The sequence below is a fragment of the Njordella aestuarii genome, from assembly GCF_056494165.1.
Genome location: NZ_CM151397.1, coordinates 3,862,266 through 3,888,313, shown reverse-complemented (window position 1 = coordinate 3,888,313; position 26,048 = coordinate 3,862,266). Strand labels below are relative to the sequence as shown.

Annotated in this window: 14 protein-coding genes; 3 read left to right on the top strand and 11 right to left on the bottom strand. The window is 52.1% G+C overall.

What is annotated here, in order from left to right; translation table 11 throughout:
• Positions 1–118: 118 nt before the first annotated feature.
• The 11 genes from groL (SH451x_RS15350) to SH451x_RS15300 form a co-directional block, all read right to left on the bottom strand.
• The gene (gene groL, locus SH451x_RS15350; protein ID WP_479357867.1) at positions 119–1,738 is read right to left on the bottom strand and encodes a chaperonin GroEL; all 1,620 of its coding nucleotides are present in this window, start codon (positions 1,736–1,738) and stop codon (positions 119–121) included.
• A gap of 90 nt (positions 1,739–1,828) precedes the next feature.
• Positions 1,829–2,125 (bottom strand): co-chaperone GroES, encoded by a 297-nt coding sequence (gene groES, locus SH451x_RS15345; RefSeq protein ID WP_479357866.1) that lies wholly within the window; start codon positions 2,123–2,125, stop codon positions 1,829–1,831.
• Between the two features lie 112 nt (positions 2,126–2,237).
• Positions 2,238–3,932 (bottom strand): chaperonin GroEL, encoded by a 1,695-nt coding sequence (gene groL / locus SH451x_RS15340; protein WP_479357865.1) that lies wholly within the window; start codon positions 3,930–3,932, stop codon positions 2,238–2,240.
• 400 nt (positions 3,933–4,332) lie between these two features.
• Complete coding sequence (locus SH451x_RS15335; RefSeq protein ID WP_479357864.1) at positions 4,333–5,841, bottom strand: LamG domain-containing protein; 1,509 nt, start codon at positions 5,839–5,841, stop codon at positions 4,333–4,335.
• A gap of 15 nt (positions 5,842–5,856) precedes the next feature.
• Positions 5,857–6,609 carry an arginyltransferase gene (locus tag SH451x_RS15330; protein ID WP_479357863.1) on the bottom strand — a complete coding sequence of 251 codons (753 nt, stop codon included), beginning with the start codon at positions 6,607–6,609 and terminating at the stop codon, positions 5,857–5,859.
• Positions 6,610–6,714: 105 nt separating this feature from the next.
• Entirely contained in the window at positions 6,715–7,902 is a 1,188-nt protein-coding gene (locus tag SH451x_RS15325) for an ATP-grasp domain-containing protein (protein ID WP_479357862.1), read from the bottom strand.
• 35 nt (positions 7,903–7,937) lie between these two features.
• Entirely contained in the window at positions 7,938–9,212 is a 1,275-nt protein-coding gene (locus SH451x_RS15320; RefSeq protein WP_479357861.1) for an alkaline phosphatase family protein, read from the bottom strand.
• Positions 9,213–9,337: 125 nt separating this feature from the next.
• Positions 9,338–10,423, bottom strand: a complete 1,086-nt coding sequence (locus tag SH451x_RS15315; RefSeq protein ID WP_479357860.1) for an Mrp/NBP35 family ATP-binding protein — start codon at positions 10,421–10,423, stop codon at positions 9,338–9,340.
• A 119-nt stretch (positions 10,424–10,542) separates the two neighbouring features.
• Entirely contained in the window at positions 10,543–11,373 is an 831-nt protein-coding gene (locus SH451x_RS15310; RefSeq protein WP_479357859.1) for a sugar phosphate isomerase/epimerase family protein, read from the bottom strand.
• A 586-nt stretch (positions 11,374–11,959) separates the two neighbouring features.
• On the bottom strand, positions 11,960–13,396 hold the full coding sequence (locus tag SH451x_RS15305) for a DUF1501 domain-containing protein (protein WP_479357858.1): 1,437 nt from the start codon (positions 13,394–13,396) through the stop codon (positions 11,960–11,962).
• A gap of 14 nt (positions 13,397–13,410) precedes the next feature.
• Positions 13,411–16,431, bottom strand: a complete 3,021-nt coding sequence (locus SH451x_RS15300; protein ID WP_479357857.1) for a PSD1 and planctomycete cytochrome C domain-containing protein — start codon at positions 16,429–16,431, stop codon at positions 13,411–13,413.
• A 145-nt stretch (positions 16,432–16,576) separates the two neighbouring features.
• Here SH451x_RS15300 and nagA point away from each other — a divergent pair, with 145 nt between their 5' ends.
• From nagA to SH451x_RS15285, 3 genes are all read left to right on the top strand, one after another.
• Complete coding sequence (gene nagA, locus SH451x_RS15295; RefSeq protein WP_479357856.1) at positions 16,577–17,776, top strand: N-acetylglucosamine-6-phosphate deacetylase; 1,200 nt, start codon at positions 16,577–16,579, stop codon at positions 17,774–17,776.
• 439 nt (positions 17,777–18,215) lie between these two features.
• The gene (locus tag SH451x_RS15290; RefSeq protein ID WP_479357855.1) at positions 18,216–19,163 is read left to right on the top strand and encodes a BBP7 family outer membrane beta-barrel protein; all 948 of its coding nucleotides are present in this window, start codon (positions 18,216–18,218) and stop codon (positions 19,161–19,163) included.
• Between the two features lie 401 nt (positions 19,164–19,564).
• Positions 19,565–25,798, top strand: a complete 6,234-nt coding sequence (locus SH451x_RS15285; protein WP_479357854.1) for a beta strand repeat-containing protein — start codon at positions 19,565–19,567, stop codon at positions 25,796–25,798.
• Positions 25,799–26,048: the final 250 nt, after the last annotated feature.

The window sequence follows — 26,048 nt, the reverse complement described above, 5'->3', positions numbered from 1 at the left end:
TGTGAATCGGTTATTTGCGACAATGGCCACGTCGACAAATTTGAATGTCGGACGTGGCCACTATCAATCCTCGATGATATCCGCTGACAACATGCAAACGGATATGAAATTCAGCAGACTAAGCTATTACGCCTTCACCTAGTCGCTTCTTCTTGTCGTCCTTGTCGTAGGTCGTGACCAACGCTTCAGTCGTTAACAACAATCCGGAAATGCTGGCAGCATTAGCCAATGCCGTTCGCACTACCTTCAATGGATCGATGATACCCGACTTCAACATGTCAACATACTGACCAACGTTTGCGTCGTATCCAGTGTTGATGGGTTTCTGAGAAACTTCATCAGCCACTACACTTCCATCGATTCCAGCGTTGTCAGCGATCTGACGAAGAGGCGCTTCGAGCGCTGCGAGAATGATATTCGCACCGACTTGCTCGTCGCTCTTGAGCGTGCTAGCAAGCTTCGCAACCGCTTCACGGCAGCGAACCAAAGCGACACCGCCACCAGGAAGAATGCCTTCTTCAACCGCCGCACGCGTTGCATGCAAGGCATCTTCGACGCGAGCCTTCTTCTGCTTCATGTCGGCTTCAGTTTCAGCACCGACACTGACAATTGCCACGCCACCAGAAAGCTTCGCAAGACGTTCTTGAAGTTTCTCTTTATCGTATTCGCTGTCGGTTTGATCGATCTGAGCACGAATTTGAGCAACGCGGCGATCAACGTCGCCACGGTCTCCACCGCCTTCAACGATCGTCGTGCTGTTCTTGTCGACAGTAACCTTCTTCGCACGACCAAGGTGCTCCAAAGAAACCTTCTCAAGCTGAATACCGAGATCTTCGCTGATGAAAGTACCACCGGTCAACGCCGCGATGTCACCCAACATAGCCTTACGTCGATCGCCGAAGCCCGGAGCTTTGACAGCACAGACGTTCAAGGTGCCGCGTAGCTTGTTAACAACCAACAGAGTGAGAGCCTCAGCATCCACATCTTCTGCGATAATCAACAACGGCTTGCCGCTCTGCGCAGTCTTCTCAAGCAGTGGAACGAGATCGCGAATGTTGCTGATCTTCTTTTCGTAAATCAACAGCAAAGCGTTTTCGAACGAGCAATCCATGTCAGCAGGATTGTTGATGAAATATGGAGAGACATAGCCTTTGTCGAACTGCATACCGTCAACATAGTCGACAGTTGTATCGATCGTCTTGCCTTCTTCGACTGTGATTACGCCGTCTTTACCGACTCGCTCAAGAGCTTCAGCCAGCAAATTTCCGATGACCTTGTCGTTGTTAGCACTGATCGCACCAACTTGGGCCACTTCATCACGATGGCTGACAGGTTTCGCCATCGAATGTAGATGCTCGACGGCCGTGTTAACGGCCTTGTCGATACCGCGACGAATCGCAGTTGGATTAGCTCCCGCAACGATGTTACGCAAGCCTTCCTTGAAAATCGCACGTGCCAGAACCGTTGCCGTTGTGGTTCCATCACCAGCTAGATCGCTAGTCTTTTGAGCCACTTCCACGACCAGTTTGGCACCCATGTTTTCGAAGCGGTCTTCTAGTTCCACTTCCTTTGCCACTGTCACGCCGTCTTTAGTGACCGTGGGGCCGCCAAAGCTCTTGTCAATAATCACGTTGCGACCAGTTGGGCCCATCGTGACGGCGACAGCGTTCGCCAGTTTCTCAACACCGCGAAGCATTCTCGCGCGTGCTTGATCATCAAATAGTAGTTGCTTTGCCATTGTATGTTGAAGCCTTTGTCAAACGAAACTTGTCCCTGATACTCCGGTCGCTTAAGAGCAACCGGACGTTTCAACTAGCCGCATTCGCGCCTAGCTAACTTTCGCCAAGATGTCTGATTCGCGAAGAATCTTGTACTCAGCACCATCCACTTCAACTTCGCTGCCGCCGTACTTGCCGAAGATAACTTCGTCACCAACTGCGACGCTCAACGATCCTCGCGAGCCGCTATCAAGCAACTTGCCAGGACCAACAGCTACAACCTTGCCGCGCTGTGGTTTTTCACGTGCCGAGTCTGGCAACACGATACCGCCAGCAGTGGTTTCTTCTGCTTCAACAGGCTCTACAACAACACGATCATCTAGAGGCTTGAGATTAATTTTAGCCATATTTGAAAATCCTAATTTACGATTGATTTTGATTATTTGAACGGGAAAAACGAGAAACAAACTTTAGCCTTCTGGTTCCCCAGTTGCCGAAGTCAGCAATAGTCGCGGCTTACTACATCATGCCGCCCATACCGCCCATGCCACCCATTCCTCCCATGCCGCCCATACCACCCATGTCGCCCATGCCACCGTGGTCGTGATGTCCGCCAGCAGCTTCTTCCTCTTCCTTAGGAATGTCGCAGATTAGCGATTCGGTTGTTAACAACAACGACGCGATGCTCGCAGCGTTAGCTAACGCGGTCTTCACAACCTTAGCAGGATCAATAATGCCAGCCTTGATCATGTCGCAATACTTGTCGGTATTGGCATCGTAGCCTTCATTCTTGTCCTTGAGTTGTCGCACGCGGTTAACAACCACAGCACCGTCAACTCCAGCATTGTTTGCAATGGCACGAAGTGGGTAGTCAAGCACGTTTTGAATGATGCGTGCACCCAATTGCTCGTCACCTTCCAACTGCAATTTCTTAATCGCAGCTTCGCAACGCAGCAATGCAACACCGCCGCCAGGAACAACGCCTTCAGCCAGAGCGGCTTGAGTCGCAGCCTTCGCGTCGTCCATTAACGCCTTGCGTTCTTTCATTTCCGTTTCGGTAATTGCACCGACATGAATTTGAGCAACACCACCAGCAAGCTTGGCAAGTCGTTCCTGCAGCTTTTCACGATCGTAATCGCTATCGGTGTTCTCAATCTGACGGCGAATCTCTTCTACGCGTCCTTGGATTTCGGCTTTGCTGCCCGCGCCAGAGACGATCGTCGTGTTCTCGCTGGTGATAATTATCTTCTTGGCTTTACCAAGATCGCTCAGCTTGACGCTCTCAAGATCGATTCCCAGATCTTTGAAAATAGGCTTCGCACCGGTCAAAATTGCGATATCGCCAAGCATTGCCTTACGACGATCACCATAACCAGGAGCCTTAACCGCAGCAACGCTCAAAATGCCTCGCATCTTGTTGATAACCAACGTTGCCAATGCATCGCCATCGACATCTTCAGCGATAATCAACAGTGGCTTCTTGGCCTTGCTGACTGCTTCGAGCAACGGGATCATCTTCTTGTTATTGCTGATCTTTTCTTCGTAGATCAAGATATGGCAATCTTCAAGTTCGACACTCACTTCGTCTTGGTTCGTGACGAAGTGCGGAGATAGGTAGCCGCGGTCAAACTGCATGCCTTCTACGACTTCGACAGTCGTCTCATTTCCGCGACCTTCATCGACGGTGATAACTCCGTCCTTGCCAACCTTCAGAAAGGCTTCGGCCAATACATCGCCAATGGAAGGATCATTGTTGCCAGCGATCGTGGCGACTTGCTTGATTTCTTTTTTGCTCTTCTCGTTAATCGGAATAGCATTCTTGGCGATCTCGGCCGTAACCGCGTCAACCGCTTTCGCGATACCACGTGAAAGAGCCATTGGATCGCCACCCGATGCGATCATCTTCAAGCCTTCGCGGAAAATCGCTTCAGCCAGAACTGTTGCCGTGGTGGTTCCATCGCCAGCGACATCGTTTGTCTTGCTCGCGGCTTCTTTTACCAATTGAGCACCGAGGTTTTCGAACGGATCGTCCAGTTCAATATCCTCTGCAACGGTCACACCGTCTTTGGTGATCTTCGGCGATCCCCAGCCCTTATCCAAAACAGCATTCCGGCCCCGCGGCCCCAACGTACTGCGAACTGCTCGTGCAAGCTTGGAAACCCCAGCAAGTAGGGGTTGCCTTGCTTCATCGTCAAAGACCATTTGCTTCGCCACGTGCGAAATCCTTATCAAAAAGTAACGGAAAACTCGTTATCGATTGAATTCATGAATGCCATTCGCGAAACCGACCCGGCAATAGTGTGCTCGGGACCGATGGCGAAATGGCAGTGCTAACTAGCGTTTCACGCCCTGGTAAGCAAGATTCGGGCCAAACGCATTGGGAAACAGCTGCATCAACTGCGAGAAGACGCGTTCTAGATGTAGAATTGCTTGGAAATATGAAGACAAAACTTTTTGCAAAATTTTGAATTGTCCATTGCTCCAGTTCGTCTCGTCCGAAAACAGGGGGCCATGACGTACGCCTGTCAAATTGGCAAAGATGACGTTCTACAGCAGAGGACAACAAGGCTGTTTGAGTCAGCCTCGCCTGTGTCACGCTGCGAATAGAGCACCCCTACTTCATGTTCCACGCAGTGAGCCATTCGATGTTCTCAAGCTTTGCACCGAAATCCTGTACGAGCTTCACATGCATGTCGTCCAAGTGAGCTGCACCAAAAAAGATGGAGACATTACGCTTACCTTTTTTAAGTTCACGCCGCAGGACACTCATCGCTTTTGCGTTGCGTTCCGTAACCAAAGTTGACAGGCCGTCGGAATCTGCCAATCCTGCCATTTGCTGGTCGCTCGATTCGAACTGCATGGCGAACACTCGTCTCAGGGCTAACGCGCGGTTGGGCTGCATCATCGCTGCCAGCATGGCTGCCTCTTGCCCACCACCGCTGCTCTGCGCGGCAATCGAAGACCCCAGGACCCTCGCAAACATGTTAATGAAGCTGTCTTTTCGCTTTCTCATGTCAGCCATGAATTCAGCCGGAGACATATCCGCATGCACGAAATTCTTCGCGTCATAGTCAACTTCGTCTAATTGAAATTCCAGTTCGAGTGCGTCTTTCATCGCTACCTGCATTGAACTGACCGGATTGATAACACCCTCGGTGTCTTTGCGATTCGACAAGCGAATATCCGGATCGGCGACAAGTTCGAACAGTACTGCGTCATATTCTTTAAAGCGACGATTCAGTTCGCGATAATATTCAACTTCCCCAACATGCACCGCTCCAATCAAATCAACCTTCGCACCGTCGAATTCTCCGCCAACAATCTGGTAAGATGCCACTGCGGTTTGAAGCGATTCGATGATATCGTCTTCCGTTTTGACGATCTGCATAAACTTTGGAATTGTGTTCGCGGAGGCCGCATTTGCTTCACTTCCAGCAGGCTTCGAAAGATCGCGAAACGCCAACTCCTTCACTTCGGTAACGCACTGAAAGGTCGCATAGCCCAGCGGCTTGCTGCGAGTCACTTCAATACGAGTAGAAAACGTCCGGTCTTCGCGTGGGACTTCAATCAAGTCGATGTCGTCCACCTTAAACTTGATCGACTCTTTAGAAACTGTAAGCAAGAACTTGTACCAGCGGTCGTTCTCAAAACTCATGAACTGGGTTGACTCGTTTTCGGACGCGTCGTTGTTGTTGATGCTGCTGATCCCGACAACGCCGCCCCCCCAGCCACCGACGACTATCGAAAAAAATTCTTCGCCGATGGGAACAGTGACGCATGCAAAAAAATCGTTGCCGCTGATCCGACGAGCTTCCCATTTCAACTCGTAATTCTCAAGCGGAAGCAGTTGTTTTTTCGCAGTAATGCCAGCGAAAGGTTGTCCTGAACCTAGACTTAGCACTCCATTCTCAAGCTCGACTTTTCCTTCTCCCCCGAACTGTGTAGTTTCCCAGCGGTCTGCATATTTCTCAGCGTCCAACAGGTCGGTCCAGGTCTCAGTCGCAGATTGATTTTCGGTGGCGGCTGGCGACTCTTTGATTGCCGTTTCTTGAGAAACGGCGGGCGACCATGTTCCGATGATGCAAGACGCGAAAATGGCGAATGTTCTAAAATGAGCTTTCATTGTTCTTCAGCCAATTTAAGTTGGTGGTTGTTCGGATGGTGAGCGGACCCAATCGGTCGATGCTTCTTGGAAGCGGACCCATTCGCCTTTGACAAGTCGTTCTTGAACAGCAAATCTTGCTTTGTATCGCAGATGTTGATTTTCTGCCACGTAAAGCCCCAAATAAACGTACATCATTTTGAGTTGTTCGGCGAGGCGAATCAGTTTTAGAACAGCGTAAGTTCCAATCGACCAGTGCGAGTATGCCGGATCGAAAAAAGTATAGACCGCAGACATTGATACTTGCCCTACGTCGATAACGGTGCAACCGATCAGCTTTTCTTGATCGTAATAAGCTAACTCGCGTGTGTCGCAGCGACTGTCGGTCAAGAACTCTTTGTACTCAGTCGGCGTTGTCTCGTCGCCGTCTCCGAGATGTCGTTGCGACTTGTGCAAATTGTAGAGCTCGACTCGACGATCATCACACTGTGCATGGTTGAATTCACAACGGATCTGACGATCGCCCCGTTTTTCAACTCGAGCTATCGAACGAGTCCAGCGAAACTCGGGCACAATTACTCGTGTTGGCTCGCATGCACGGCATGCTAAGCAGTTCATGTAGTACAAATAAGGGCCTGAACGCCGCTGGCCTTTGGCAAGCTGACGGTCAAGCTGTTCTGGAGGCAAAATGTTCCGCGGGTACAGATACGACAACCTCGCGGTCCGACCAGGAAGGTAAACACAAGGATGCGCTGTCCCAAGCGCTTCAATCAATTGCGCTTCGTTCAACGGTATCCTCTCCTAGAATGTCATAGGGACACTTAAAATCGTTCACTGGCTCGTACGAAATCGATTCGTCTAACGACCAAAATTGTACCACACGCACCACTGAACTTAACAGATGCTGAAAGTCGTAAATGGTGCGATCAGCGTCGAATTGGAAATCCGGCGCCCAAACTCGTTTAGCGACTGCTCGGAAACGCTATTCTCAAAGCGGACGAGCACGGTGCAGACTGGATTTGACTTTGGAATCTGCGTCCCGGCAAACGGAATGTCAGCGTATCTGATCCAAATCTCCGAATCAACTTGATACCATCCGCGACGAATTAGCCACTGGTCTGACTGCTTTTTGCTAATCGTGACATCGTTTTCTGCGTAGACGATCTGTTTCGCCCAACGCGTCGAACTCGCCGCAGTAGCATTCCCTAGTGGCGAACTAACGCCAGCATTTGCAAAAAACGCATTGACCACACTCCCCGGGGCCGCAATTTCTAGCAACTCCATACCCGCCGTCCAGCGTGGGTTGATTTCGAGCAAACGAAACGATCCATCGGGCACTCGAATGATGTCTGCTTGAATGACGCCTGCATATTTTGTAGTTCGAGCGAGCAATCCAACTGAGGTTTCAAGCAGAATGGTGTCAACAGCGGAAAGACGCACCGGGCCAATGCTTCCAGTGTAAACAAACGGTTTGCCACCAACGGCCGGAGCGAACCCCTTGCCGATGGCACCAATAAGTTTTGCATCTTCACCGTTGCATAAGAATATGGTTCCATACTCAGTTCCATCAACGGCTTGTTGAAAGTATTCTGATTCGCTGTCGAACGAGGTTGAATGGTCGGCGCGGCGAATGCCAAGCCCTCCCGCGGACTTAAACGGCTTGCATAACCATTTGTGGCGCGAGAGAAGTTCATGCGGAGGCCTCTCTGGTACAGTCAGAGGCATCGTTAGTCCAGTGCCAGCGCGAATCAAGAAATCGTGCAACCAAAATACGTCGCGAAAGCATCGCAACGTGTCCGTATCTGGTCCAAGAAGCTGATGTTTTTGCGCTAACGCATTCCAGACTTCGGGATGGTTCTCAAGTCCACCGCATGGCAAGAGAAGCGCACGTTCCGCTTCTAGCAAGCCGGTAAGTTGATCTGTTGAGAATGAGTCGATGCGGTGACATTCGCACAGCGCCATCGTGTCGCGATCGGCGTACAAGTCCCACGCTTGAACCTTCCAGCCGTTTGCAACGAGGCATTCAGCAGCAGCGCGGCAAGATGCTCCTACCAGATAGACTGATTGATTTTGGCGTAGCAATAGAGTCTCGCTTTACCGATTATTCGCCACGAAAACTAAAGCATGCCACGAACGTAACCAAAAAATTCGCACATATCACTTGGGGCATTCGGGCCAACAATCACCGGCCCTTCGTCGGCTGGAGCACGAAGTCCGTGTGAGCCTTTTACAAGTGAAGTGTCGAGCGGAATAACATCCATCTTGTAACGCATGCCGACCTTCTTCTGGAGAAGTCGGCTGGCGGCGCGAAGTTTCGAAGTCATGAAAAGTTCGACTGGATCGTAGCCAGGCTTGCGATGGATATCGACGGTTCTCGCAAAATCCGGTGCATATTGATCTTCCAGCCAATAATAGTAGGAAAACCATGCGTTAGGCTGCGACAATGCGATCAACTCGCCGCTGCGTGGATGATCTAGCGATAGCTCGGCTGGGGCCACGACTTGGTCAACGCCATCTAGTTCGCGCAGATATGCGGCAACATCAGGTATCATTGCTTTGTCGCGAACGTACACATGCGCTACTTGATGGTCACAAACCGCAAATACGTTTGATTCGCCTGGAAGCATCATTTCACCATACGGGCCGTTTCGTACTGCCAGCCAACCTTGCTCCCGAAACTTTCGATTGATCGCAATTGCTTTATCAACAGGTCGGAGGCCATACTCAGAAACGATGATCGGTGTTGCGCCAATGTCGCTGCAAGCTTCGATTAGTTTGCCAACACATTGATCTACTTCCACCACTCGCTGCGGATCTTGCGTGGTGAAACGCTGGTAGTCGTAATCCAAATGGGGAAGGTAGGCGAGCGTAATTTGAGGTTTCTGTTGACGCATCACGACGCACGTTGCATCTGTGATCCACTGTGTCGACGCGAGTCCAGCAGCTGGCCCCCAAAACGCATGAAAAGGGAAATTGCCAAGTTTGGCCGTAAGTTGGCAGTCAGAATAATCGAGGACGTCAAAGGCCTTGGATCCGTCGCACCCGTAATGCGGCTTTGGAGTGACACTCCAGCGTACCGGTGCGTTTTGGTTGTACCACCAGAACATCTTGGCGGTCGTAAAGCCTTCGTAAAATTTTTCTCCTTGAACAAGCGAGTTGGCTTGCTGCCAAAATCGGATTTCGGCCGTATCGCGAAAGTACCAACCGTTAGCAACAATCCCATGCTCCCGAGGAGGCTTGCCAGTCAGCATCGTCGCCTGCGCAGTACTGGTGACTGCCGGCACAACTCCGCGCCAAGCAGTAGCGGGGCCGAGAGCCGAGATATGCTTGGCATGCGGCAGGAGCTTGGCTGTGAGTCCTACGACGTTGATGATGCAAACGCGTTTGTCCATGTCCCTGGTGGCTCTAAAAAATCGGTTACATTGAAGCCGAGTACCTTTAATCTAAAAGGCTCTCATTCCGCAGCGGAAATTTGCTTAGGCCATTTGAACAACAGTTGAATTGGACGTCCGCCGTATTACGAAAGCACGGGAAGTGGCATCGTCGGAGCATTCGAGCTGGCCGCGCGATCCGCGATCGCTCTAACCAATGCCCTGGTTACATCTTCAATGGGAGCACTCAATTGTGGATCGTCCATTGCCAGCGCAAGTTGGCCATCGTCGCACATTGTTCGGAGGGAAATGTTAATTGGCATGTCTCCCAAGAATGGGATATTCAGCTGTTCTGCTTTTTCACGAGCCCCACCGCGGCCGAATATGTCATAAGTCTTGTTGCAATCGGGACAGGTGAAGCCGCTCATGTTTTCGACCATACCCAGCACGGGTATCTTTACTTTCTCAAACATCGCAATCGCTTTACCAGCATCCAATAACGCGACCTCTTGCGGCGTGCAGACAATGACTGACCCTGTGAGTGGCAATAGCTGTGACAAAGTCAGCGCTATGTCGCCAGTTCCTGGAGGCATGTCGATAATCAGGTAATCCAGTTCACCCCACAAAGTATCGCGCAAGAATTGCGTGATAGAGCCGTGAAGCATCGGACCTCTCCAAACCACCGCTTGGCTAGGTTCGACCAAAAAGCCCATCGACATCACCGGCATGCCGTGGCATTCAATAGGCTGAATCTTACCTTCAAGCACTTCAGGGCGACGGTTTACTCCCAAGAGTGTTGGGATGCTCGGTCCATAAACGTCCGCATCCATCAAGCCCACTTTTGCACCTAGCTTCTTCAACATCAGAGCGATGGAAGCGGACACAGTGCTCTTGCCAACTCCCCCTTTGCCAGCAGCAACTGCGACGACGCTGCGTACCTTCAAGCCAACCTGTCCTAAGGTCGGGATCGGTCGGTCATCAGGAACTACCGTGACGTCGATTGACTTTACGCCGTTCAGGTTGATCCGCAAATGGTCAACGAAGCGGTCGACGACCTCCTGTGCAATTGGTGCGCTATGCGAAGAAAGCTTTAAATTGCAGCGGACGTTTCCGTCACTGATCTGCCAGTCGAGCACTTGTCCGGTCTTCGAAAGTGGTCGTCCCGACATTGGGTCTTTGAAACTGTCGAGCGCTTTAATTGCGTCGTTATGCAGGCTTGCGTCAGATGTCATCGAATGTCCAGTTGGAAGATTTGCAGAGCAGAAAGTGCTTGCCGAAATCGGATTTTAACGACATTCTAACCGATATTTATTTTAGCAAAACCTGAACTCGGCGCGATTCGCCGCAGATCTTAAGCGGACGAACATTCCAGCCAGCTGGACATGCGAGTCGCCGAATTTTCAAGAATCGTTGCATACTCAAGATGCTCGACCTCTTCGCCCAGTACTTCTATTTCGTAAGCACCGGTGTAGTGATTCGCTTCAAACGCCTGGACAATCTCGGCAAGAGGCAGGTGCCCATCGCCAGGGACGCAACGATTTTGCTCGCCAATCGGAGCACACTTGGCATCGGCGATCTGAACCAGGTTGACATGCGGAACAATCGAAGGCAGCCAGTGAATAACGTCAGAATTTTGACCCAAGTGGTAGCAATCAAACACGATTCCAACATTGCCGCGATCCATCGACGATACGATATCGAGCGTGTCGGGCAGATCGTTCAAAAACGTCCAATCTTTCGCACATCCAACATGCATCGGTTCGATTGCAAGTTGCACATTCACAGCGGCAGCGGCCTCGCTGAGCTCCTTGAGGGCATGCTTCATAATTCGACGGACATGATTTCGCGTGTGGCAACGTCGCCCACCGGTTAGCACGACCAAACAACCTGCATCGATCAAGGCTGCTTGTTCAATAGCGTCGAACGCGTCGCACAGAGATTCACTGTAATTGCGGTCGTCGCCTCCGGTGAAACCACCGGCCCAGTGCAGTGAAGAAACTTTGACGTTGAACTCGTCCAGTAAATCTTTCGCTTTGTGAATTCCGTAATCGTTCAGTTTGTAACGCCAGACTCCCATCGTTCGGAAGCCCTGCTGGCTGTAGCGTAGAACGTCTTCTTCAAATGTCCAGTTAAAGGTCGAAACTTCATTGACAGCTAGACGCGACGTCCATGTTCGCTGCATCCTAGACTCCCTTCGAAGATTTAAACACAATAGAGGATAAGTTTGGTAAGTAATCCATCATGGTGTCAACACGCGTAGCTGTTTGATGCCCGTGGATTGTAAATGTTCCAAGCAACTCGAAATTTGGCTCGCAGACACTCGTTCAAGAGCGAATGTCCAGCAAATTTGCCGTGCTAGGATGAGGAGCGAACATCGCAAACGTGACTCACGTTTGCAACTTGTGTCGCGGGCAGGGATGTTACCACCGATGACGCTTCTTGACGAGCGGACAAGTGAATTTTCTTTTGCACAAATGCCAACTTTGCAAGCTTTAGAGTCGTTGCAAAAAATCTTGAGAATTGTTTTGCCCATTCACAACGAACCATGTATAAAACGCGTTACGCAAAGTTCAAGCTGCGCGAATAATACACATGTGTGTATTCATTGGTAATGGACCGACTGAACCGCTCTTCGCGATTGTCCACTTACGATAGAGGTCTCTTTGCGTCTCATATGCATATGCGCGGGTGGGTTGCAGTTAAAGCGATGTATGATGCTTCAGCGACGACAGAATTTAAAAGTTCCGGAGCAAAAATTGAGTGACGCTCTAAGCTAAAATCGCTTCGACGACGTTTGGCTGTTCCACTCCGGTGAGCCTCGCGTCCAGGCCTTGGAACTTGTACGAAAACCTTTGGAAATCGATCCCACACAGCCGCAAGATCGTTGCGTGCAAGTCGTGCATTGTGACAACGTTTTCCACGGCGTTATAGGAAAATTCGTCCGTCGCGCCGTAGGTCATGCCTGGCTTTATACCACCTCCGGCTAACCAGATCGAGAAGGCGCGAATGTGATGATCGCGACCGGAACCTTGTCCCATCGGAGTTCGGCCAAACTCACCGCCCCAGATGATTAACGTTTCGTCAAGCATGCCGCGCGCTTTTAGATCGGCCAACAGTGCCGCACTGGCTTGGTCGGTTTCCTTAGCGGTAATTGGCATTTCTTTTTCGATATTCCCGTGATGGTCCCAGCCGCGGTGATAGAGCTGTATAAACCGGACGCCGCGTTCCGCCAGTCGACGAGCTAACAAGCAGTTGGATGCAAAAGATCCGTCACCAGGTTCTTTCACACCGTAGACGTCTAGCGACTGCTGACTCTCCTGCGAAAAATCGGTCAACTCTGGAACGGAGCTCTGCATCTTGAAAGCCAGCTCGTATTGCGCGATGCGCGTTTCAATTTCCGGGTCAATGACGCTTTTTGCTTTCAGTCCGTTCTGACGTTGAATCTCTTCGACGACCAATCGCTGCATACTTTGGCAGACGCCATCTGGGTTACCAATGTAGTGGACCGCGTCGCCTTGCGATTGGAACTGCACGCCTTGAAATTTACCGGGAAGGAATCCGCTGGACCATTGTCTCGCCGACACTGGTTGAACTCCGCCACCATTGGTCTTGGACATGAGCACAATAAAACCGGGCAGATTTTCAGTCTCCGAGCCTAGCCCATAGAGTAGCCATGAACCCATGCTTGGACGCCCATTCAATATTGAACCGGAGTTCATGAATGCCTGCGCCGGATCGTGATTGATCTGCTCAGTCACCATCGACCGAATTATACAAATGTCATCAGCGTGCTTTGATATGTGAGGAAAGAGGTTGGAAATTTCCTGGCCTGACTGGCCGTGTTTGGCAAAGTCGACGAAAGGTCCTCTCGCAAGCAACGTCGTGTTTTGCAACTGTGCAAGTTGTTGGCCGCGCGTGAGGGATTCAGGGAAAGGTTGCCCGTCTAACTTCTTGAGTTCGGGTTTGTAGTCAAACGTTTCGCACTGCGAAGGTCCGCCGGCCATAGCGAGGTGAATTACTCGTTTCACTTTCGCGGGAAAATGTAGTGGTTGGATTATCCCCTTCGACTCCACGATACCTGTCGACGCCGCATGGCTGAGAGGCGTCAGCAACTGAGAAAGGGACATTGAGCCGATCCCGAAGGCGGAATTTGTCAAGAAGCTTCGGCGGAGCATCGGCAATGTTGGTCGATCGAAAAATCGCATCGTAAGCTGACTCCTTAGTAAACTGTTATTGTTTCGTGAAGATTTAGGAGCACGCGACAAACGTTTGTCCAAGCGGCAAGTTCGCTGGCTGATGTATTCGATACAATTTCAGCTTGGCCAACTTTAAGGAGTTGTGCTGCCGCCTCCGAATCCGCTTCATAGTGCGTTCGAAGTGTCGCTAGCATTGCTAAAAGCGAATCAGATTCATCCTTCGTTGGCTCACGACCAACTGCTTGTAAATAGCCGGACTTGATAAGCGTCTCGTCGTTACCTTCGGCCAACTTTAAATTGTCGGCAAACTTCTTCGCCGCCTCGACCATCGAGGGATCATTCAACAGCGAAAGCGCTTGCTGAGGAGTGTTTGAATCGACGCGCATCGCGACACAATCTTCGCGAGTCGGTGCGCCAAAGTTCAGCAGCATTGGATGGAGGAAGGTCCGTTGCCAATGCATGAAGATTCCGCGGCGGTACTGAAGGTTTCCGCTGTCGGGTTTATAGTGACGATCGGGGAACTGCAAAGCCGCGTAATAATTGTCGGGTTGGTAAGGCTTGCTGGGTGGACCTCCAGCTGTCAAATTCAGCAGCCCAGCGATCTTCAGGGCGTTGTCACGCACCAACTCTGCACGTAGACGCCGCGGCTGATGTCTCGAGAACAATCGATTGTCAGGATCTTGCACCTGCGATTTGGGGTCACAGTTGCTTGATTGCAAGTATGCATTGGAGGTGACCATCATTCGCACCAAGTGTTTGATGTTCCAGCCGCTTTCGCGAAACTCGACTGCCAACCAATCGAGTAGCTCCGGGTGGCTCGGGGCTGACCCTTGGGCACCGAAATCGTCAAGGCGTTCACTCAGGCCTCGACCGTAGAACGTTGCCCACATTCGATTGACAACCACCCGAGCCGTCAGCGGATTTTGCTCCGATACAATCCAGTGTGCTAGATCAAGTCGATTCTGCTCTGGGCTTGCATCTGCAGGCTTGGGAAGAAATCCAGGCGTCTGCGGTCGGACCAATTCGCCCGTTTTGTCTTGCCAATTCCCACGTGGCAGAATTCGTACTTCGACCGGCTCTTTGGTCTCGACGATCATGACCGGAGCTTGCCCTTCGTTGCAGTTGCGGATCTTTGCATCAAGCTCACGCAGGACATTGCGTTTTGCGGTTTGGTCAGGAGAACTGCGGATGAAAGTTTCGAGGCATTCGCTCTTAGATTCTTCGAATGGTTGCGTAGCCAACTCTGTTTGCTTGGCGTTCACCGGAGCGAAAGGCGTTGCAAAAAAGGTGGCTTCCGATGACATCGGGCTTTCAAAATCGACGACCAGTTTATCTCCGACCTGCACAGCGACCGGTTCTGTAAACGTCCAGACCGATACGATTTCTTCCGCCAGGTCTCCAGAAGTGATCACCCAATTGTTATGGATGCCATCGATTGGAGAGCCGCCAGAATATTGCGGTACAAATTGATTTGCCCAACCATAGTGAATGGGCAACGGTAACTCCGATCCGTCCACTCTCAACAACTTAAACTTCGGTTTGAGCGACAGCTTTTTCTTAGGCTCATTGATGACCTGTCCGGAAATCGGCGTGAACTGGATTTTCACTGCGGACAGTGTAGGCATATCGAGTAAGAAACCTTTCGCAGCCTCTTCCGTTTCAGTCGCTGCTGTCTGGGGACCTTCAACTCGTATTGGCAAGACCTCTAACCTCTGCCAACCAGATTTACGTTTGCTTCCAAAGTCTGCAGCATCCACCAGCCATTGCTTATAGGAAGCTTGCTGCACTTCGTCCGCGGCAATTTCTGAACGCCACGTGGCAAGCAGTGTTTGCTTGTCCTCCATTAGTCGATGTTCTTCATCAGCCAGATACTTGCTGGCGACCATTTTCTCCGGTGGAAATGGGTGGTCGTTTCCCCATCCAGGTAAGTCTTTGTTAGGCGTATAGTTGTAATCAGCGTAGACACCCCATTGCTTCATGTCTACAAAGTAAGCCGACATCGCGTAAAAATCGCGAGTTGAAATTGGGTCAAACTTATGGTCATGGCATTCAGCACATCCAAACGTTGAGCCGAGAAAGGCCATGCCTACGGTTCGCACACGATCAGCAGCGTACTTGGCAAGATACTCTTCGGGCTGTGCTCCGCCTTCACGAGTCATCATGTTCAAGCGGTTGAAACATGTCGCCGTTAACTGCTCGTCAGTCGGGTCGGGCAGCAGGTCGCCAGCGATTTGTTCGATTGCAAATTGATCGAAAGGTTTATTCTTGTTGAACGAATCGATAACGTAATCACGATATGGCCACGAGTTCATAACTTGATCGCCATGATAGCCGACGGTGTCGGCGTAGCGGACCACGTCAAGCCAATCGATGGCCATTTGCTGTCCGAATTCAGGCCGAGCGATCAGGCGGTCTATCAGGTTCTCAGTCGCTTGCGGTGTGTTGTCGGCAACAAATTCTGCGATTTCGTCGGGCGAAGTCGGCAGGCCTATCAGATCGAGCGACAACCGACGAATCAACGTGGCCTTGTCAGCCACCGGGGCGAAGCTCAAGCCATTTTCATCTAGCTTTTTCTGGACAAAATAGTCGATCGGGTTCGTGCTTGTTATGTCCAAATTGGGTGTTTCGGGTCTCTTTGGCGGTACATAGGCCCAATGAACTTCATATTCAGCACCTTCGGCAACCCACTGTTGAAGGATTCCAATTTGTTTGGCCGTAAGAACTTTATGCGAATCTGGCGGAGGCATTAGTTCGCTAGGATCTTCGGCAGTGATTCGCAATAACAAACTAGAGGAAACGAGGTCATTTGAGTTGATAGCGCCGGCTGCAATCGCGTCTTCACGGATATCCAAACGCAAGTCGGCTTGTCGTTGTGCAGAGTCGGGACCGTGACACGAGTAGCAGTTGTCGCTAAGAATTGGCAGCACATCCCGATTGAACTTCACATCTCCTGCAACTGAAATGCTGGAGGCGAACGGGAGTATAAGAATAAGCAGCGTAACGTTAGACGCTTGACGCATGGGAGGTATCGGCATAGAAGACATGGATATTGGCTTTGCGGTTACAGGCTTGCCGTCCGCGGTGGGAATTGGTCCGTTTAAGCGTAAACGAAATCCGAGAGCTTTGTGTGAGCTTCGGCTCCAAATTTTGACTTTTTTGCTCGCTTTCAAGTTGCAAAGTAACTACCTCATGTCAATAACCGCCAGCAAGGGAATAGATGTAGCGTTCATAAATGGTACCGTCATTCTTGAGGATAATTTGCTCGCAAGTGGGACCGTCGTTTGCCAAGGCGGTCAAATAGTCGAGATTACAGACGAGAATCGGAATCTAAGCAACTTTGAAACTGTCGATTGTGGCGGTTGTTATGTGTCGCCAGGCTTTATTGATTTGCATGTGCACGGAGGGAACGGAGCCGACTTTATGGATGGAACAGTCGAAGCGGTGCAGACGGCATGTCGATCGCATCTCCTTCACGGGACCACGACAATTTTCCCAACGACGACGACCGGGTCGGCTTCTCAGATTCTTGACATGATCAGCGCATGCAAAGAAGCTCGCGGATCTGCGAATGTTCCGCATATTGAAGGCGTACATCTGTACGGTCCATATTTTGCGCCGGACAAAGTTGGTTGCCATTCAGCCGACGGTCGCCGAGATCCCGCTTGGGAAGAGTTTAACCAATATTTTGAAACGGGCATGATCAAGATTGCTACGTGCGCTGCGGAGTTGAACGGGGCCACAGAGTTTTATGAGAAAGCGAGGCAGCACAATTGTCTTATTACCTGTGGCCATTCGAATGCAAGCTGGGCTGAAATGCAGGTGGCGTTTGAAAAAGGAGTTCGGCATGTGGATCATTTTTGGTGCGCGATGAGTTCTGTACCGTCGCTTCGTCAACGCTTGGGCGTTCCGATGCAAGCGAGCATGGCAGAATTCGTGTTGATGCAGAAAGAGATGAGTACTGAAGTGATCGCCGACGGCTGCCACTTGTCTCCAGAGTTGCTAGAATTTGCTTATCAAATGCTTGGCGTAGAGAGGCTTTGTTTAGTCACCGACTGCAATCGCGCGCTTGATTTGCCTGCGGGACGATATCGTTTCGGCAATGAACATGACGGTAGCTGGTTCGAAAGCGACGGCCGCGTTGGCTGGGCTGGCAGTGGCAGTCTTGCAAGCTCTGTTGTAGGCATGGACCATATGGTGCGCACCATGTTTCAAAACACCTCTGCAAGCTTACCCGAAGTGATCCGCATGGCGAGCCTTACGCCAGCCCAGCGAGCAGGAGTCTCGAGTCAAACCGGGAGTTTAGCCAAAAGCAAGCGAGCAGACATTCTCGTGCTATCGGAACAACTTCAAGTGACTCAAGTTTTCGTCAAAGGAACCAGGCTTGTTTGATCAGTGCTGCGTGAGCGATCGACGCTACGGCAGTTGAACGATTCAAACTTTCGCTCCGCCATTTGCCAGTAATCAACCCAAAGGGAGTCACTGAAAGGCAGCCCACTTGGCGTCAAGCGAATGTGTTCGTTATGCCACTCCAGGACTCCCAAAGTAATGTGTTTAGGAATTTGGTGGGCGATGGCTTCAATGGATTGCGGTTGGAGTTGGGGATTTTATGTAGCGACTTCAAGAAATCCCTGAATCGACCTCCCGGATGTGAGAACAACCTTCTTACGGTAATTTCTGCGGATCATACCAAATAATTATGGAGAGGTAGTGGACAACTGCGAAACTCGGGTCATTTCGCTTCACGGCTGGATGCTATCCGACGATTAGTGATAGCATAGCGTCGTCGCAAAGGATGCAGGGACGCAAGCGTTAGAAATGGAGTTCGAAAATGCTGTCAATCCGAAACGTCTCAGCCATGGTATTGGTGGCACTGTTGGCTTCCTCATGCTATTCGCAACAGGTCTGCTGTGATGAATTCGGCAAGAGGCCGGACCGTAACGGTATATGGACTGCCCGTGCCGATGCACTCTTTATGCACCGTGAGACTGAGTCTGAGAGGGTGTTAGCGTTTAATACCGCTGACCCGACTGAAACTCTTCGCTCCAGTGGTCTTGATTTTGGAGTGCATACCGGATTCGAATTGGCCCTGCGTCGAGAAGCCTGTGATGGGACGGCTATTGAACTACGGTACTTCGGTTTTGACGGTTGGGATGCACGGACACGCGTTGCAACCACCAATGGAGATCTCCTGCAGTTCAATTCAAATCCGCCTGTTTTTGTAACAGCAGGTAACGCGCTGTCTGCGACTGCTTCTTCTGAATTGCATAACGCAGAATTAAATCTTTCACGCCCACTTTCTGAGTGCATCGATTTGTTATTCGGCTTTCGATATTTGGAGCTTGACGAAGTTGGAGCGATTGATGTAGTCGGCGCTGGAATCCCTACTACCTTAGCGGCTCGCACATCGAATCGACTTTACGGAGCTCAGTTGGGAGGCGAAGCGAGCCTATTCCAAGGCAGTTGCATTTCGCTCGACGCGTTTGGCAAAGTCGGCTTGTACGGGAATCATGCTTCACAACTGAGTCAACTTGCAACCTTTGCATCACTACAGTCGGAAGACGGCAGTTCGGTGGCATCGTTTGTTGGCGAGACGGGATTTACGGGAACAGTAGCGCTGACGGACCGACTGTCGCTTCGCGGGGGTTATCGTTTGTTATGGGTCGATGGAGTCGCACTGGCGACAGAGCAGACCAGCACGACCTTCAACAACGCGATTAATGACTCGGGGAGCGTCTTCTACCACGGAGCCCAAGCTGGCCTGGTTTGGTCATTTTAGTCCATTGCAGCCAGACACTCGAGAATTCTGCGTGCTAATTGGTTGGACTTGAGTAGTCATTGCTTGCCTCATTTGCAGCCCCATTGCTGACGCAGCAAAGCTATTGAACGATGATAGCTGCGAAAAATGAGCTTCTTTTCGCGGGAAAATCTGTCCTATCCGTTGCATGCTCTGTGGACGGAAGTAGCTAAGGAATAGAGATCTGCCGTAGGTAAGCAAGGTGGTTTTCATAAACTCCAGTTTTTGCTTTTTCACGTAAATGCCAAAGAATTTGACGGGGCATGGTTGCAACCACATGCCGCCGAGCTAATTTGAATGGGTCCAAGTCACCCGGATATTCGATATTATCGCTTTAACTGTTTCGGCGGTTGCCTGGGTGCAAAGCATCCCAGGTAGCCAAAATGAAAATTCCGTTTTTCAAGTCGTCTCGCGGTAAGACAAACAAAAACAAGCAATATCTACGACGATTGCTTATTGAGCAGTTCGAACCTCGCCGCGTTCTTGCTCCAGTTGCCACAGACTTTCCGATCGGCTTCGTGCCGCTGGGGACGACACTAAGGATCGAAGCGGCCGATATCGTGTCCGACTTCGGAACCGACTCGAATAGCAACCTGCAATCGAGTTCGATTAGTTTTACCAGCGCCTCGGTCGACGGCGGAGTAGCGCGGCCGCTGACGGATGTAGGGTTTGCGTTTCTGACCGGAGCCGGTAAAGCAGGGACCATTGTTCTCAACACGGCGACAGCTCCGGCATTCACTGGACTAGCGGTCGGCGCGACTGCGAATGTGTCGATCGGCTTCCGAGTGAGCGATGGCACGCTATCCGACACCGAAGTCTTGACGTATGCGGTCACGCGAGGCACCGCGATTGCCGATTCGGTCACGATTGAGTTTCTCGGCAACAATATTGCTGCCCGTGAAGTCACAGCCGAAGCAGTCACCACGAACAGCGTTTCGGTCCTTGACGTCGGGATCTCGGGGATCACCGATATTTCCGATGGCCTTGCGAAGTTTGATCTTCGCCAGTCCTTTGAACAAGTCTTTCCTGCATCGCCCGCGTTCGCGCTTAACGGGCCAAGTCAACAACTAACCATCGCCGCCGCGTTTGCCGATGATGCCAGCCGAGCAACGGCGTCTGCGACGGACGTCTCTCATGCTTTCGCGATGGCCACGCTTGGCTCGGAAGCGACCGCGACCGGCAATGTCATATCTTTCACTTTCTCGAAGTCCACAGACGAATCCACGTCGGTCGCGTTTGCGCAAGCGAACTCGACTGCTCGCGCGATATCGAACAGCAATTCCAGCGCAGCGGTAACAACGATCACTGGTTCCCAAGCGACGGCCAATGCCGATGACGGCTCGACGGGCGTTGCGACTTCGGCACAGACTTCGGTTGCGTCAGCGACCTCAAGTGGCGATTCGGTCGCGTCGAGTAACGCGAACTTGAATTCCACGTCGACAAGTACCGCTGAGAATCGTTCGGCGGCTTCTGCTTCGGCGGACATCGGTTCCAATGCCACTTCACAAGCAACTGAGGGTTCGGCAGCGGACGCGACTTCCACCAATGAAAGCACCGCGTCATCCACTGCGACCGACGATTCGGTTGCTACCACGACCTCCAACAGCAAAGCCAACGCAACGGCGAGTAGCTCAGACAACTCGAGTGCAACTGCGTTTGCAACGAAGTTTGGGGTAGGCACTGCAACGGCAACACTTGCCAGCGTTGCAAACGCGATCGCAATCGACGGCTCACGTTCTCTTGCCATCGCGAATGGGAGTTCCAATGCGGTTGCATTTGCCAAGGACCAATCATCTGATGCACGTGCCGAAGCAATTACCAATTCGTCGGCGTCGGCCGGTGCCGAATCTCGTTCGCGAGGTTCTGCGACCGCCCGAGATACTTCCACGGCCGTCGCGGGTGCAACCGATGAATCTTTTGCCGGTGCATTCGCTAATTTTAGCAGCGCTACATTAGCTTTGGCCACGCTGCGGGGCTCCAGCGGGGCAAGCGCCTCCTCTGGATCGACGGCCCAGGCGTTTGCATTTGCACCTGTCAGTCGAGTCGAAGCCTTTGCCGACACCTCGTCGGCTGCCCACGCCACGTCCGGTCACAATTTTGTCTCCACGGGTACGCTGGCGCAGGCGATCGCCGAAACGACGGCAGAGACCGACTTGGCAAAAGCTCGGGCCGCAGAGATTGCCAGCGATTTTATATTTGCGGCATCGGGAGGCGTATCCAATGGCGACAGCATCGCAAAGTTCATCGACCAGATCCCAGGCCGCAATCCGACCGCGCAGTTGCCTTCCGAAAGTATTGGTACTGTTGATGCAGACGCTCGAAATAACTCCCTGGCCACCAGCGTGGACGCAAGGGCGACGGCCTTGGACTTCAAGACCTCTAGAGCACGGTCACTCAGCACGACTGTCACCAACATCTCCATTTCCACGACCGCATCAGGAGTCGCTGGGCAAGGCAGTGACCTCAGTATAACCGCACCCGCGACGCCGATCATTGGTGCGGCGGGCGTTCCCATCGCTTTGCCATTCAATCTCACACAACTCGCCGCGGATCCCATCGATTCCATTCGATTCTTTGGATTTCCTGACGGCACTGTTTTTTCGGCAGGTGCGGCAGGGTCGTTAGGCTCTGGTGAATGGATAATCAACTCGCCACCACCAAGCAACCTAACATTCACTGTTCCAACTGGGACCAACAGAACATTCAACTTGGGTATCACGGCCATCAACGGGTTTGACGACTTTGCAACCGTATTCCGGCCCGTAAAAATTGGCACCACGTACACGATCACTCCGACCGATGCCAACAAGCCAGAGGGTAACTCAGGCGTCACCCCCTATACTTTCACGGTGACGCGGCATGGCAGCAGCAGCGTGGCGTCTACCGTCAATTATGACGTGCGCAACATCAACGGTGCCTCCACGGCGGCGGACTTCCAGGGCGGTGTACTTCCTCGTGGTGCAATCGCCTTTGCTGTGGGAGAAACCAGCAAGCTACTGACCATCAACGTGGTCGGCGATCGAAACGTTGAACGGAACGGACTCTTTGATGTCCGACTGCTTCGCGAAGTGATTCTAGTTCATGACCTAGCGTATGGATTGATTCGCGACGATGACACAACCGTATCTGTCGAATCACAAAAAACTGACCAGTTCGAAGGCTCAACGGGAAACACGCCATTCATCTTCCGTGTCACTCGTGCCGGTGACGTGAGCAGCGCCGCAACCGTCAACTACAACGTCGCTCCCATTGGAACCTCCACCGTCAACGCCGCCGACTTCGGCGGAACCCTACCCAGCGGCCAAGTCTCTTTCGCAGCCAACCAAGTATTCAGAGACATCATAGTTAACGTCACAGGAGATACGACGTTTGAACCGGATGAGAATTTTAATTTCGTACTGTCCAACCCAAGCAGCGGAGTCAATTTAGTTACTTCAATCGCTGGAGGAGTCATTCGCGCGGACGAGACGAGCTTGACCGTCGCAGCGACGAGTGCCAATAAGTCGGAAGGCAACAGCGGCATAACTCCTTTTACATTTACCGTGACTCGATCGGGATTAGCCTCGTTCCCCAGCACGGTCGATTTTGCGGTCACCGGAAGCGGTTCCAGCCCGGCAAACGCCGCCGACTTTGGTGGTGCTCTCCCGTCTGGGCAGGTCTTCTTTGCTGCCAACGAGCGCAGCAAAGTGATCACCATCAATGTGCAAGGCGATACCACCGTGGAACCCAACGAAGGGTTCACCTTAACGCTCTCCGGTGCAACGGCTGGTGTGACGATCGCTGCACCATCCGCGAATGGGATCATCCTTGATGACGACGCGGCACTCATGCCAACCTCGCTGGCTGTCGCGGCAACGAGCGCTGACAAGGACGAAGGAAACAACGGCAACACACCGTTTACGTTTACTGTGACGCGATCCGGCAACGTCAGCAGTGCAACCTCGGTCAACTTCGCGGTTTCTGGATCGGGAACCAACCCAGCCAACGCCACCGATTTCGGCGGTACTTTGCCTTCTGGACAGGTCACCTTCGCGGCGAATGAAACAAGCAAAGTGATCACCATCAACGTGCTTGGCGACACCGTTGTCGAGCCTACCGAAACCTTTGTGGTGACGCTCTCGAACGCAACGTCCAGTGCGTCGATTACAACCGCCACGGCAAACGGCATCATCATCAATGACGACATCCCGCCTGCCCCCGCGTCACTCGCGATCGCAGCAACGAGTGCCATCAAGAACGAACTGAATACAGGGAGCACTCCGTTTACGTTCACGTTGACTCGCTCCGGCAATCTTTCTGGAGCCACGACGGTCAACTTCGCAGTCACCGGCAGCGGTGCAACTCCGGCTTCGGCCGCTGATTTTGTCGGCGGCGCTTTCCCCAGCGGACAAGTAACCTTCGCTGCCAATGAGACTTCCAAAGTCATCACAATCAATGTGCTCGGTGAACTAGCCGTCGAAGCCAACGAAGGATTTACGGTAACTCTGTCAGGAGCAACCGGCGGCGCGATCATCGCCACCGCTAGTGCCGTTGGCTCGATTCTGAATGACGATACGGGCTTGGCCATCGCAGCGACGAGCGGCAACAAAGCCGAAGGGAACTCCGCGAACACGGCGTTTACGTTCACCGTGACGCGGACTGGTAATGTCTCCGGAGCAACCACGGTCAACTTCGCCGTCACAGGCAGCGGTGCGACGCCGGCGCAGGCAAGTGATTTTGTTGGTGGCGTGTTCCCGACCGGGCAGGTGTCTTTTGCCGCCAACGAAGCATCCAAAGTCATAACGATCAATGTGCTCGGTGATACAATCGCTGAAGCCAACGAAGGATTCGCGGTGACACTCTCTGGTGCAAGCGTTGGAAATACAATCACAACTGCGGCAGCCAGCGGTCTGATTCGCAACGATGATACGGCTCTGGCCATTGCCGCGACCAGTGCCAATAAAGCGGAAGGGAATTCCGGAAGCACACCGTTTACCTTTACCGTTACTCGCTCCGGCAATGTTGTTGGAGCTACCACAGTGAACTTTGTTGTCGTCGGTAGAGGAGCGACACCTGCTCAGGCTAACGACTTCGTCGGTGGTGCCTTGCCGAGTGGTCAAGTTGCTTTTGCGGCGAATGAAACGACCAAACTCATAACAGTCAATGTGCAAGGCGATCCAACTACGGAAGCCAACGAAGGCTTTGCAGTAAGACTAATGCATCCTAGCGCCGGGGCGACCATTCTGACCGCGATTGCACTCGGAGTCATCCAAAACGATGAGAACTCAATCTCCATCGCGGCTACCAGTGCCAATAAGAGTGAAGGGAATTCCGGCACCACTGCGTTCACGTTTACGGTGACTCGCATCGGCAATATAGGGACGCCGTCCACCGTGAACTATGCGGTCACCGGCAGTGGAACCAGACCGGCTCAAGCCAGTGACTTTGTTGGGGGCGTCTTCCCGACCGGTCAAGTCGTGTTTGCTGCCAACGAAACGTTCAAGGTGATCACGATCCCCGTGCGTGGTGATACGACGGTTGAATTTAACGAAAGCTTTACTGTCGGACTCGCGAACGCTTCGGCCGGCTTCTCCATCACCACTGCAACTGCCGCAGGTTTAATTCAGACGGACGATACATCGCTGGCCATTAGGGCGACGAGTGCTAACAAGGCTGAAGGAAACTCGGGTTCGACGCCCTTTACGTTTACAGTCACGCGTACTGGCGTACTGACCCGAGCCACGACCGTCAACTTTGCAGTTGCCGGAAGTGGTGCATCGCCAGCGCAAGCTAGCGACTTCGTAGGCAATGTGCTTCCCTCAGGTGTGGTGACGTTTGCAACTGGCGAAACCAGCAAGTTGATCACGATCCTTGTGGTGGGTGATCGGATTGTCGAAGTCAACGAAGGTTTTGTAGTGAATCTGACTGGAGCCACGTCGGGCGTCAGCGTTGCAACAGCTAGTGCCGCCGGATTGATTCGCAATGATGATACGACCATATCCATTGTGGCCACAAATGCTGAACAGTTCGAACCTGTCTCTGGTTCATCCTCTTTCACCTTTACGTTGACAAGGACAGGAGTCAGGTCCGGCACCAGCAGCGTGAACTTTGCCGTGGTCGGTAGCGGCAGCAATCCAGCCTCGCCAAGTGATTTCGTGGGAGGTCGATTCCCAAGTGGCACGGTAGTTTTTGCAGCTGGCGAGACTCGTAAAGTGATCACGATCCAGGTAGCGAGTGACGCTATCGCTGAAGTGAATGAAGGATTCACTGTCAACTTATCCTCGCCCAGCGCCGGAGTAACATTGGGCACCGCCAGCGCTTCAGGGCTCATTCGTGAAGGCTGTTTGAGCGGAGGACCTTTGGTTGCAGGTAACAACATACTGACTTACAGTTGCGGAGTGTCTGGCACCGTGGTGGCCATCGCGATGGGAAGTCGATCCGGTGCGACAACCATTGCCCAGCACGGAGTTACGCTTGACATTGCCGGCGCTGCGGTGATCGGCATGGGAGTGGTTGATGCCAACGGAATAGCGCGGGTCGTTGTTTGCTTGACAGCTCAACAACTTCGTTCACCATTATATTTCCAGGCCTTTGAGATTTTACCAAAAGGCAAAAAGAGCAACGTCTTTATCGACTGACGAAAGCTGGATTGTCTAACGCAGAGTTAAATCTGTTACGCCCACTTTCTGAGTGCATCGATTTGTTGATTCGCTTTCGATGCTTGGAGCTTGACGAAGTTGGAGCGATTGATGTAGCTGGTGCTGGGATCCCTACTACATTAACGGCTCCGCACATCGAATCGACTTTACAGCGCTCAGTTGGGAGGCGAAGCGAGCCGATTCCAAGGCCGTCGGATCTCGCTCGACGCGTCGACTTAAGGCGTTAGTC